The sequence below is a fragment of the uncultured Spongiibacter sp. genome, from assembly GCF_964011655.1.
GTDB classification, from domain to species: domain Bacteria; phylum Pseudomonadota; class Gammaproteobacteria; order Pseudomonadales; family Spongiibacteraceae; genus Spongiibacter; species Spongiibacter marinus.
This window is the reverse complement of record NZ_CAXGPO010000036.1, coordinates 1-11,896: the sequence shown is the minus strand read 5'-3', so window position 1 is coordinate 11,896 and position 11,896 is coordinate 1. Positions and strand designations below refer to the sequence as shown.

10 protein-coding genes are annotated in these 11,896 nt (G+C 55.7%); 5 read left to right on the top strand and 5 right to left on the bottom strand.

Features of this window, described 5'->3' with window-relative positions; translation table 11 throughout:
- The first annotated feature begins 58 nt into the window (after positions 1 to 58).
- A complete protein-coding gene (locus ABNS66_RS13420; RefSeq protein WP_286838312.1) occupies positions 59 to 1,357 on the top strand; it encodes a CmpA/NrtA family ABC transporter substrate-binding protein in 1,299 nt (432 codons plus the stop codon).
- A complete protein-coding gene (locus tag ABNS66_RS13415) occupies positions 1,354 to 1,920 on the top strand; it encodes a hypothetical protein (RefSeq protein ID WP_286838314.1) in 567 nt (188 codons plus the stop codon). The genes ABNS66_RS13420 and ABNS66_RS13415 overlap by 4 nt, the downstream gene beginning before the upstream one ends.
- An 18-nt stretch (positions 1,921 to 1,938) precedes the next feature.
- Here ABNS66_RS13415 and miaE read toward each other — a convergent pair whose 3' ends face one another.
- On the bottom strand, positions 1,939 to 2,550 hold the full coding sequence (gene miaE, locus ABNS66_RS13410; RefSeq protein ID WP_204996351.1) for a tRNA isopentenyl-2-thiomethyl-A-37 hydroxylase MiaE: 612 nt from the start codon (positions 2,548 to 2,550) through the stop codon (positions 1,939 to 1,941).
- Positions 2,551 to 2,600: 50 nt separating this feature from the next.
- Positions 2,601 to 3,068 carry a DUF1289 domain-containing protein gene (locus ABNS66_RS13405; protein WP_286838317.1) on the bottom strand — a complete coding sequence of 156 codons (468 nt, stop codon included), beginning with the start codon at positions 3,066 to 3,068 and terminating at the stop codon, positions 2,601 to 2,603.
- Positions 3,069 to 3,482: 414 nt separating this feature from the next.
- On the opposite strand from ABNS66_RS13405, the gene acnB reads away from it, so the two are divergent.
- Positions 3,483 to 6,110, top strand: coding sequence for a bifunctional aconitate hydratase 2/2-methylisocitrate dehydratase (acnB, locus tag ABNS66_RS13400; protein WP_027873897.1), 2,628 nt, complete (start codon positions 3,483 to 3,485; stop codon positions 6,108 to 6,110).
- 234 nt (positions 6,111 to 6,344) lie between these two features.
- Here the strand turns inward: acnB and ABNS66_RS13395 are convergent, their stop codons facing one another.
- A complete protein-coding gene (locus ABNS66_RS13395; RefSeq protein ID WP_286838319.1) occupies positions 6,345 to 6,701 on the bottom strand; it encodes a YibL family ribosome-associated protein in 357 nt (118 codons plus the stop codon).
- A 122-nt stretch (positions 6,702 to 6,823) separates the two neighbouring features.
- On the opposite strand from ABNS66_RS13395, the gene ABNS66_RS13390 reads away from it, so the two are divergent.
- Positions 6,824 to 7,108, top strand: coding sequence for a YebG family protein (locus ABNS66_RS13390; RefSeq protein WP_204995751.1), 285 nt, complete (start codon positions 6,824 to 6,826; stop codon positions 7,106 to 7,108).
- A gap of 54 nt (positions 7,109 to 7,162) precedes the next feature.
- Here the strand turns inward: ABNS66_RS13390 and ABNS66_RS13385 are convergent, their stop codons facing one another.
- Together ABNS66_RS13385 and ABNS66_RS13380 are read right to left on the bottom strand one after the other, a co-directional pair.
- Positions 7,163 to 10,258 carry an efflux RND transporter permease subunit gene (locus ABNS66_RS13385; protein WP_286838323.1) on the bottom strand — a complete coding sequence of 1,032 codons (3,096 nt, stop codon included), beginning with the start codon at positions 10,256 to 10,258 and terminating at the stop codon, positions 7,163 to 7,165.
- Positions 10,248 to 11,357, bottom strand: a complete 1,110-nt coding sequence (locus ABNS66_RS13380; protein WP_286838325.1) for an efflux RND transporter periplasmic adaptor subunit — start codon at positions 11,355 to 11,357, stop codon at positions 10,248 to 10,250. The genes ABNS66_RS13385 and ABNS66_RS13380 overlap by 11 nt, the downstream gene beginning before the upstream one ends.
- A gap of 110 nt (positions 11,358 to 11,467) precedes the next feature.
- Here ABNS66_RS13380 and ABNS66_RS13375 point away from each other — a divergent pair.
- Positions 11,468 to 11,896: TetR/AcrR family transcriptional regulator (locus tag ABNS66_RS13375; RefSeq protein WP_348655350.1), on the top strand; the 429-nt coding region annotated here is incomplete at its 3' end.

Sequence of the window (11,896 nt, the reverse complement as noted above, 5' to 3'; positions counted from 1 at the left end):
GTATTGCTGAGTTACCCCGTAAATAACGACCAATACGGTAACATCAGGAACTCTTGGCATGCCCCACCCCACAACGGCAACACCGCCAGAAAAGCCGCGCCTGCGGCTGGGCTTCATCCCTCTCACGGATTGCGCACCCTTGGTCATTGCCTTTGAGAAAGGCTACTTCGCAGCAGAAGGCCTTGACGTTGAGCTTTGCCGGGAAACCTCATGGGCCGCCATTCGCGACAAAGTAGGCTTGGGAATTCTGGATGGGGCGCAGATGCTCGCCTCCATGCCACTGGCCAGCCGACTCGGCATTGGCGGTCCACGTTTCGATTTTGTCAGCGGTATGGTTCTGGATCTCAACGGCAATGCCATTACGCTCAGCAATGACCTGTTCCAACACCTGGCCGCTATTGACCCCCATTCCGCTCGCTGCCCCAGCGCCGCCGCAGAGGCGCTAAAGCAGCACCTTCAAGTGCGCGAGGCATCAGCCGCGCCCTTGCGCCTGGGCATCGTTTACCCCTGCTCAACCCAGAGTTTTGAGCTGCGTTATTGGCTGGCGAGCGCTGGCATCGACCCCGAGCGCGATGTCGAGCTGGTCGTGGTACCACCACCGAAGATGGTTACCGCGTTGAGCGAGGGTAATATCGACGGCTTTTGTGTTGGCGAACCGTGGAATACGCTGGCCGTTCAACAACGACTCGGGCATGTCGTGGCGACCAAATACCAATTGTGGAACAACAGCCCGGAGAAAGTCTTCGCTGTCACCGAGCAATGGAGCCACCATCACCCCAACAGCCACCGAGCAGTGCTTCGTGCACTGCTTCGGGCCTGCCAATGGCTGGATAAAAAAGAGAACCGTCGTCGCGCCGCCAAGATCATTAGTCAAGCTGCCTATATCGCGCTACCCGAGGACACTGTTGCGCTATCACTCCGCGGCTTCTCTCAGCGCCATCACGGGGAAGCCCCGGAAGAGGTGGCCGACTTCCATGTTTTCCACCGCTACTGCGCCAACTTTCCCTGGCTGAGCCACATCGATTGGTACATCTCACAAATGTACCGCTGGCAACTGTTAAAAACGCCCATCAAGCTCGACGACACGGCAAGGGCCATTTTCAAACCCGACTTATATCGCCAGGTCGCCGCCTCCCTGGGAATCGACAGCCCCCAGATCGACCGCAAAACGGAGGGCAATCTGCCTCACAAAATGCTGTTTTCAGACTCCCAGCAGCTGGGACCCAACCAGTTTATAGATGGAAAAATCATTGGGGTTGGCGGGACCTTAAAGTATCTCGAAGCGCTGCCGCTACCAGAGCCCGAGTTGTCGGCACTGCGGCTTATGAACCCCCAACAAGCATCGGCACGCGGATGAGAGCACTACTTATCGACCTAGCATCTGAGGACGCCAAGCACTTGGCAACAGCACTCGCTCGCGCCGGCATCGAATGCAGAAGCACGGAAAAGGACAGCGACCTGTACGATGAGCTGGAGCGCTGGCCACCGGAGCTCATTTTCGTCCGTACTGGCTCGCCACGGCGCGATGTGCTGGAACATGTCGCCCATACCCGACGCGACAGCCCCCAAACCATTATCAGTCTCTTCGGCAGAGCATCTGAGGGGATCGCTCGGCTAGCCGCCGAACTCGATATCAGCCTTTACGCCATCAGCAGCCTTCGCGACAGTTTGCTGCAAGCGCTAATTGATATCGCGATTAGCGAGCTTCACAGCCATCAGCAGTTGCACACTGAAGTCGCTGCTGCGCAATTTTCATCCAAACAGCGGCTGAAAACCCATGAAGCTATCACCTTCATCGTGGACAACTTCTCGCTTGCCCCCCACCAGGCCGAGGCCCTGCTAAAGAAAAATGCACAGCGACAAAACCGCAGTGTCGAAGACCTAGCGGACCAACTGCTCAGCACCGGCTCCATGGGCTAGACCGCAGCAGCCGGCACCTTAGGCTGCGAGCAGCGGCCCGCTATGGAACCGGAATACCTCATCAGGCGTGAGAATCAACTCTTTCTCTCGCTCACAAAACAGCGCGACACGCGGCGCGATGGGCTCGTCTGAATAGCGCTGTGCAAGGCTTAAATAGTCTTTGAAATGCCGGGACTCGGACTTGAGCAGGGAGAGGTAGAATGCACCCAGTTCGTCATCGAGTTCCGGCGCGATCCGCGCAAAACGCTCACAACTGCGAGCCTCTATCAACGCACCACAGACCAGGATATCCACTAATTTACCGGGATCGCTGCTGCGGCACAGCTCACGCAACCCGTTTGCGTAGCGCGCCGACGAGATATGCCGGTAGGCAACCCCGCGTTTTTTCATTATCGCCAGCACCTGCTCAAAGTGTCGCAACTCTTCACGAGCAAGCCGGGACATCTTGTTGAGAAGATCCAGTTTATCCACATAGCGAAACATTAAGTTCAGCGCAGTGCCCGCGGCCTTTTTTTCGCAGTTGGCATGATCAATGAGCAGCTCTTCGGGGTGGGCTAAGGCGGCATCAACCCATTCATTGGGCGTCTCGCAGGGGAGAAAATCCAGAATTTCAGAAATGTCGACGGCCATACTCACTGCCCTGAAAAAACGCGGAAGTATATCAGTACGATGGGCCGGCCTCAGCCCTCTTTTTGCATATAACGGCCGATGTAGCGCTCGTAGTGAGCCTGCGAAAGCAGGTAGAACTCGCGGTCAATGGCCTCCCGCAATTCCAGCAGGCTACTGTCGCGCCAGACACTATCGACAACAAAGCCATACTTTCGCGGCTCTGTTATTTGCCCGGCACCGGCGCGCAGCAATTGAAACAACCATATGTAAGGGTCTTTCTGCGCGGGATAGCGCACACGTTGCACGCCCAACTGCCAGGCCAGCAGCTCGGCATTAATAATATGAAGTTTGTCCTGCATCACCTGCACCAGGAACTGGTCCAGGCGTTCATCAATGATGCGCTTCTGCTCCTGGCTGTAGCTATTCCAGTGAATCACCTCGTGACAAAAACGCTTGCAGCCACGGCAAACATCATCACCGATACCAGTAGAGCAAACACCAATACAAGGTGTCGCCACACGGCGTAGCAAATCAGACAAAACAACTCCCGAGAACGTTTTTAAACGAGGCAAAAGAGTAAGCGAGCGCGCCCCCTGAAACAAGGGTCAGCCCACCGCCAAAAATAGGTGGATGCCAGTGCCCCCGAGCCCACCTTTCCAGCCGGGGCGGCACACTCACCACTTGCGGCACCAACGCCGCTATCGTCATTAAGGTAGCCAAATCACTGCATTATTCACGCTTATGATACGTCGACGGTGGCTTTTTGGAGGAAAACCGCAGCAGTGGTAATAATCCTGTCGATATCCGCGCCCTATTCTTAACAAACCTTAACCTGGGTAGGGTTTTTCAGTATACTTGCCACCCCATTTCGCATCGATGACGGGCATCGATAGCCCCGGCCTCCGGCGATCCCGGACTACGGGTACCGAAACTGATAGAGAGAGGAGTTAACAGTGCTAGAAGCATATCGCAAGCATGTCGAGGAGCGCGCGGCGCAGGGCATCGTCCCCAAGCCCCTGAACGCAGAGCAAGTAGCCGGCTTAGTTGAGCTACTCAAGAATCCGCCAGCCGGTGAAGAAGAGACGCTGGTAGATCTGATCTCGAACCGCGTGCCACCGGGCGTAGATGAAGCCGCCTACGTAAAAGCAGGCTTCCTGTCTGCCATCGTTAAAGGCGAGGCTAGCAGCCCTCTCATCACCAAAGAAGAAGCCGTTAAACTGCTGGGCAATATGCACGGCGGCTACAACATCGCAACACTGGTTGAACTCCTCGACGACGCAGCACTGGCTCCTCTGGCTGCCGAAGAGCTCAAGCACACCTTGCTGATGTTTGATGCCTTCCACGACGTGGAAGAAAAAGCCAAAGCCGGTAACGAGCTGGCTAAAGCGGTTATGCAAAGCTGGGCAGATGGCGAATGGTTCACCAGCCGCGATGACGTGCCCGAAAGCATTGTTAAAACTGTCTTCAAGGTGACTGGCGAAACCAACACCGATGACCTGTCACCCGCGCCAGACGCGTGGTCGCGTCCTGATATCCCGCTGCACGCACTGGCCATGTACAAAATGGAGCGCGACGGCATCAAGCCCGACGAGCAAGGCAAAATTGGTCCCTTGGCCCAAATTGCTGAGCTGGAGAAGAAAGGCCACCCAATCGCAATGGTTGGCGACGTTGTTGGCACGGGCTCTTCACGTAAATCTGCTACCAACTCGGTACTGTGGTTCTTCGGTGACGACATCCCCGGCGTGCCCAACAAGCGCGGTGGCGGTGTGTGTATTGGCGGCAAGGTTGCCCCTATCTTCTACAACACCATGGAAGATGCTGGCGCCCTGGTTTTTGAAGCCGACGTTGAAAAACTCAACATGGGCGATGTGATTGAAATTCGCCCCTATGACGGCGTGATCAAGAACGTTGAAACTGGCGAAACTCTCAGCGAATTCAGCCTGAAATCTGACGTCCTGCTGGATGAAGTGCGCGCTGGTGGCCGTATCAACCTGATCATCGGCCGTGGTCTGACCACAAAAGCACGCGAATCATTAGGCCTTGAGCCCTCGACTCTGTTCCGCGTGCCTTCGCAGCCCGCCGACACTGGCAAAGGCTTCACATTGGCCCAGAAAATGGTCGGACGCGCTTGCGGCCTGCCCGAAGGCCAAGGCGTACGCCCCGGCACTTACTGCGAGCCCAAAATGACTACCGTCGGCTCTCAGGACACCACTGGCCCGATGACCCGCGACGAGCTGAAAGACCTGGCCTGCCTCGGTTTCTCTGCCGACCTGACCATGCAGTCTTTCTGCCACACCGCGGCTTACCCCAAGCCCGTTGACATCGACACCCAGCACAGCCTGCCAGACTTCATTATGACGCGCGGCGGTGTCTCTCTGCGCCCCGGCGACGGCATTATCCACAGCTGGCTGAACCGCATGCTGCTTCCTGACACAGTCGGTACTGGCGGCGACTCTCACACCCGCTTCCCAATGGGTATCTCCTTCCCTGCGGGTTCTGGTCTGGTTGCTTTTGCTGCAGCCACTGGCGTTATGCCACTGGATATGCCCGAGTCTGTGCTGGTGCGCTTTAAAGGCGAAATGCAGCCCGGTATTACCCTGCGCGATCTGGTTCACGCGATTCCCTACCAAGCCATCAAAGATGGTCACCTGACGGTTGAGAAAAAAGGCAAGAAGAACATCTTCTCTGGCCGCATTCTCGAGATCGAAGGTTTGGAAGGCCTGACGGTAGAACAAGCCTTTGAATTGTCTGACGCCTCTGCTGAGCGCTCTGCTGCGGGCTGTACCATCAAGCAAGGTATCGAGGAAATTTCAGAATACCTGCGTTCAAACATCACCCTGCTGCGCTGGATGATCAGCGAAGGCTACGGCGATGCACGCACACTTGAGCGTCGCGCTCGCAAAATGGAAGAGTGGCTGGCCAACCCAAGCCTGCTCGAAGGCGATGCAGATGCGGAATACGCAGCAGTTATCGAAATCGATCTGGACCAGCTGACCGAGCCCGTGGTTTGCTGCCCGAACGACCCAGACGATGCCAAGCTGTTGTCTGAAGTTGCCGGCGACAAAGTTGATGAAGTCTTTATCGGTAGCTGCATGACCAATATCGGTCACTTCCGCGCAGCCGGTAAACTGCTGGACGCCCACAAAGGCAGCCTCTCTACCCGTCTGTGGTTGTCGCCACCAACCAAGATGGACCAGCACACGCTGATGGAAGAAGGTTACTACAACATCTTCGGCGCCGCTGGCGCGCGTATGGAAATGCCAGGATGCTCGCTGTGTATGGGTAACCAAGCACGTGTTGCCGATGGTGCCACGGTGCTGTCTACGTCTACACGTAACTTCCCCAACCGCTTGGGTACTGGCGCCAACGTTTACCTGACCTCAGCCGAGCTGGCAGCGGTTGGCGCAATTGTTGGTCGCCTGCCTACGCCTGCAGAGTACCTGGAATACACTCAAAACCTGAAGAGCATGTCAGCGGACATATACCGCTACATGAACTTCGATCAAATTGAGTCCTTCCAGAAAGGCGCTGAAGAAGGTGCGCGCATTGCCTCAGTAGAGATTACTGAAGTTTCTGCCTAAGCCATTGCGTTAAAATCAAGCCGCCTCCGGGCGGCTTTTTTTATGCCTGCAAAACGCGAAAGTCTATTAGCGCTAATCGTCATTGCATGGGCTGCGGCGATAACCTCACCAATCAACTGGGCGCGGCACGGAGAAAAAAAGAAGTTAGCTACAAGGCATAGCGTAGTGGCGGTTTTGCCACAACTCAAAGGGCTGGAAGCGACACTCGCCTCCAGCGGCACGTATTAACCCGGTCTAGAAAGCCTTAGGGGAAAAGCCTGTCACCTCATCAAGCCCCATCTCGCGCCCCAGTGCGGTAAGCGGGTGCACAACCACCAAGCCTTTTACCGATTTTTTCAATTTACCCATGTCAGCTTGCTCGGCCTTGCTTAAAGCCCGCTTGAACTTCATTGCCTGCAGCATTTCAGCCTTGCTGCTATTACTGCGTGACTGCTGCCCTTTAATACTGGCACGTCGTTTTTCCAATGCCGCAATTTCACGGTCAAATTGAGCGATCAAGATATCATCACCCCGACTCACCGCCGCTTGACGCTTTCGGCGCTGTAAATCGAGCTTGTTATTAATTTGCTGAATTTCTTTATTGAGGTTCACTACCCGGTCCTTTTACCCACGGCTACGGCGCGCAGTGTAACAAAAGCGACGCCTTATTCCCCTTGAAACAATAACTGTATACATATACAGTTATAAAAAATCACTACAGCAAGAGGTGAACCATGGCGGTTGTAGCCAAGTGGATGTGCGACAGGGACAACACGATGTTTGACAGCAAAAAAGACGCGGACGCTTACGACAAAATGCTCGAGCTCGCCGAGCAATTTACCGCGCTACTACAGCGTGAAGTTCCCGGTGTAGACGATGCCAAAGCAGAGAATTTCGGTATTTTACTCGCCAAAAATAAGGATGCACTCGTTCAGGCCTGCAAGGGCAAAGTCGAAGCCTTAGAGACCTTGTCGCAAGAACAGGACAACAACGTTCACGCATTGGCCCAAGGTCAGTGAAAAAAGCATAGCGGCTGCCATCAATACAGCCGCTTCCCCCCTCCTTCGCACACACTAAAGCGGCGCTGACAGCTGTTCTTTAGGCTCGGCTTTCAATTCATCCTCAGCCAAGCCGGGGAAGTATTTCATCAAGTAAGGACGGCGCAGGACCAGAAAGCTGGTGGGTACGAAGACCAGCGAAAGAATAGTGGTCAACACCGTGCCGCCAGCAAGTACCACCGCAAAGGGTGGCCAAAATGTTCCCTCAGCGATCAACAGCGGGACGAGTCCGGCGACCGTGGTAATTGTCGTCGAGGAAATGTGACGCGTACACTCAGAAACGGTTTCAACAATCTCTGCGCGATTGCCCGCCATCGCCAACGGCGATGCCTTTAGCTCCGTGAGAATAACAATCGCCGCGTTAACCGCCAGCCCCATCAGCCCCATCAAACCGATGATCGCCGTAAAACCAAAGGGATAACCCGCCAACCACAGACTAAAAATACCTAGTCCCGCCGACTGAAAGGCCACTGCAAACACCAGTGCCGACAGACGGAAAGAATTGAAAGCCATTACCACGGTCACGATCAGCAACACCAAAATGATGCCAACGCTGCTCATCAGCTTACCCACGGCCCGGTTGCGACCCTCGGCCTCTCCGCCGATCTCCAGCTCGTAGCCCACTGGAACGATAAAGTCGTGCTCATCCAGGGACTGGCGCACCGCCGCTAACACCACCGCTGGCAGTACGCCGTCGCGAACATAGATTTCAACCTTGTTCATTCGCCGACCATCGCGCCGGGTGATCTGGGCTTGCGCGGGACGCAGTTCTGCGCTGGAAATCGCCGACAATGGCCGCGACCCCGTCGGTAAAATAAGGGGGAAGGACAGGAAACGGTCAACACTGGTTTCCTTCACGCCCGCCCCTGACACCCTAACCGGCAGCTGCTCACTGCCATCGAGTAAACTGCTGCTAATAACACCATCGACACTTGCCGCGAGCAGTTGTGAAACATCACGCAGCCCAACCTGACTGCGCTGCGCCTCACTCTCTTCCACGTCCAGCCACAATTTCGGCACCACTTCGCCGAGAGAGTCTCGCACGTGCACAACATCATCGAGGTCTAGCGCAATACGCCTCACCTCATCGCCAAGGCGTTTTAGCTGTGCAATATCGCTGCCGTATATACGCAGCTCAACCGGAGCAATGGTTGGCGGCCCCTGGCCCAAACGCCGAACAATTGTCTGATACTCGGGAAAGGCCTGGTCCAGCTCATCTTGCAGGACTGAAACAAGACGGTTTGCATTGGTGGGGTCACTAACCGTTGTCATCGCCTGCGCGTAATTTGGCGTGCCATCGCGATTATCCAGCAGGTTGTAGTAAAACGAAGGAGCACTGCGCCCAACAAACCAATGCAGGGCCTCAATCTCACTGTGGCTATTGATCCACTCGGACATCCGCTCAGTGGCGCGCTGGGTTTCGCGTATGCCGGTACCTGCCGGTAAATACACCTCGATATCAATCATGTCTCGATCCGAGGGCGGGAAGAATTGCTCAGGCAGGGTTTTCAACACCATAAAGCCAATAAGCGGAAGCACGCAGCACAGCAATGCCACGCGTCGCGGCCACATCAGCGCACGACTGAGAAATGCGCGAAACCAGCGGTTGATGGCCGACGACGACATTCCCGGCGCCTGCTCGGCAGACAGCCAGCGCCCGGCGATAGGCGCGATGATAAAGAGTGAAATAATCCAGCTACCGAACAGCGCAAAAATCACCGAGTTCGCCAAGGGCCCAATAAATTCGCCAGCGGAGCCCGGCATCATGGCTATCGGCATAAAGGTTAGCATGGTCGTTAGCGTGGAGCCCAGCAGCGGTACCCACAAGTGTTTAAATGCCTTAACCGATGCCGCAACCGCCGAATAGCCGGATTCGCGATAGCGACGCACCATATCGGCGACAACAATAGCGTTGTCGACCATGATGCCCAGTGCCACGATTAAGCCCGTTACCGACATCTGGTGAATGGGCAAGCCACTGATATTCATGCAGGCCAGCGCGTAGAGCATGGTCAGCGGTAGCGACAAAGCGACGATTACCGCCGAGCGCCAGCCCAGGGTAAATAGCAAAATGGAGAAGATAAACAAAAAGCCCAAGGCGATATTGCTGACTAACTCGCTGAGCCTCGCACTGGTATAGCGCTCCTGGGAAAACAGCTCTTCAACAACAATTTCATCGGGGAGATTCTTGGTGAATTCCCGCAATTCGTGGCGAAGATCCTCGGCCCACAAATCCCCGCGCACGGTTGGCAGCATTCGCACTGCAATGGCGATACTGCGCTCGCCATCAATAATCGCCAGCTCGCTGGGCACCACCGGCTCACCGCGATAGACCCTGGCAATATCTTGCAACTGCAACGAGCCACCATCAGCCAGGGTCAACAGCGGTGTGCGACGAATGCGCTCGATCTGATCGAAGCCACCCAGTAGCTCCATGGACAGACGTTGTTTATCGCTCACTAACTCACCGGCGGCCGTTTTTGCATCGCTATTGCCCAATAGCGCGGCAATTGCGGGCACGTCTAGACCAACAGCGCCGGCCTTGATCACATCCACCTTAACCTGAACTTCCTCGGCCGGTGCCCCCCACAACTTAACAATATCGGTACCGTGAAGATTGCGCAGATGGCTGGCCAATTCTTCTGCGTAGCGCCCCATCCGCAGTAAATCCGCCTGCCCTTCCCCCTGCCAGCGAAGGCTACCAATCCAGGTAAAGGCGTAGTTGCGCTCATGATCCAACTGTGGTGGCGCCGCATCAGCGGGCAGATTTTTCGCTGCCTTTTCCAACTTGTCGCGAACTTCAGACCACAGGCGGTCGGTATCGTCGGGCTTTACTTCATCGGCAAATTCAATACTGATCGCGGCAACCCCAGATTTGGCCGTGGAGTCCAGGTGGTTGATCTCCGGGATGCTGCGCAGTTCGGTTTCTATCGGCTCGACAATCAGTGTTTCAACTCGTTCGGCACTGGCCCCGGGCAGGCTCGACAACACAATTCCGTGACGATTGCCAAAACGCGGATCTTCCAGCCTGGGCAGACTGGCCACCGCCGCCAAACCGGCGACGAGGACCAACGCAACGCCGAGGGCAATGTAGCGCGGATTATTCAGCATCGACACTCTCCTCGCCCTGCCACAGGGTGACCTTTTGCCCCGGCGCTAAGCGGTGCGTGCCGGCCTCAACAAGCTGGTCGCCATCGTTAAGTTCAGCTTGCACATAGACGCGCCCGCGGTATTGGTACAGAGGCTGCACCGAACGTTTGCGCAGGTGGAATTCACCCTTGTCATCTTGGCTCACCTGATAGACCGCCCATGTACCGCGCACATCGCCCAGCAGTGCACTCATCGGCAGCCAGAATCCCGCGCTTTTGCGCACGACCGGCAAAATCAAATGCACGGTCTCGCCATCAACGAGCGGGGTGTCGTCCACCAACTTCACGCGAATGCTGCGAGTCTGTGTGCGCCAATCCAGGTTTCGCGACACCGACAACAGCTTTACCGCCCACAGTTGAGAGCCCCGCCTGATCTGCATCTCCTGGCCGAGAACCAGGTCCCTGCCGAGCTGGTCGGAAACGCCAAAGACCGCCTCGTTGCTGCCCGTTTCAACCAGCTGCATAACCGCCTGGCCCGGGCCAACGACCACTCCCTCTTCAATTTGAAGCGAGGCAATCTCCCCGTCAAAAGGGGCCAGTAGCCGCGATTTTTGCAAGCGTAGCTTTACCCCCCGCAATTTTTCTTCCACTTGATTCAGCTGCGCGCTGGTCGCCCTTTGGCGGCTATTGATATCGTCCATCTGCCCAGCGGACACATACCCTTTTTCCGACAGAGCGGTGAATCGCTCCAAGTCCCGTTTAATCTGCTGCAAGCGTGCCTGAACTTCTAAGCGAGCAGCCCTCAGCTCGCCCTGCTCGATACGCAGCGCCTCGGTATCGAGTTCGGCCAATACCTCGCCGCGCATTACTGGCTGGCCATTTTCGACGTGTAAGGTCACTACCCGCCCGGCAAATTCAAAGCCAATATCCGCACGCTGACTACCCACAACGCGCCCGGCAAATAATCGCTGTACCTGGTAACTGTCTTGGCGTTCCACCACCACCGTTTTCACCGGATGCGTGTTCGCCATCGTGCAATCCGCCGCCAACATCAGCGATACGCCCATCAACAACGGCAGCAATACACTGGTCAGGCGGCAGGGAAAGTTCGGATATAACATAGGGCGGAACTCTAATTAGACTCGGTAGTCTAGAATATAGGGAAATCAGACTGGACTGTCTAGTCCATTTTAGTTACGGTATTTCAACAATCTAAAGTAAGGCCTAAGAAGTGAGTCAAGAGAAAAATCGCGGTCGCAGTAAGAGCGAGGAAAAACGCCGCTTAATCATTGATGCGGCAGGCGACCTATTTATGGAGCAAGGCTATGAAAATGCCAGCATGGACGGTATCGCCAAGCTCGCGGGCGTCTCTAAGCAGACGCTCTACAGCCATTTTGGCGGCAAAGAGCAACTATTTAGCGCCGCGATTGAATGCAAATGCGAGGAGTACCAACTCGACTCCAGCCTGAGCAACACCGACAACAACTACCGAGACAGCCTGCAGGAATTTTGCGAGCAGCTTGCCCGCCTACTGGTAAGCCCTGAGGCCTTGCAGGTTTTCCGTGTATGTGTGGCAGAGGCTGACCGCACAGAGGTCGGCAACTTGTTTTGGCAGGCAGGCCCTGAAAGAATCCGCAATGAGCTGCACGTTTTTTTGAGT

Coding starts and splice junctions, on each gene's coding strand:
- ABNS66_RS13420 (WP_286838312.1), top strand. CDS start 59: ATGCCCCACCCCACAACGGCAACACCGCCAGAAAAGCCGCGCCTGCGG.
- ABNS66_RS13415 (WP_286838314.1), top strand. CDS start 1,354: ATGAGAGCACTACTTATCGACCTAGCATCTGAGGACGCCAAGCACTTG.
- miaE (WP_204996351.1), bottom strand. CDS start 2,550: ATGGCCGTCGACATTTCTGAAATTCTGGATTTTCTCCCCTGCGAGACG.
- ABNS66_RS13390 (WP_204995751.1), top strand. CDS start 6,824: ATGGCGGTTGTAGCCAAGTGGATGTGCGACAGGGACAACACGATGTTT.
- ABNS66_RS13385 (WP_286838323.1), bottom strand. CDS start 10,258: ATGCTGAATAATCCGCGCTACATTGCCCTCGGCGTTGCGTTGGTCCTC.
- ABNS66_RS13380 (WP_286838325.1), bottom strand. CDS start 11,357: ATGTTATATCCGAACTTTCCCTGCCGCCTGACCAGTGTATTGCTGCCG.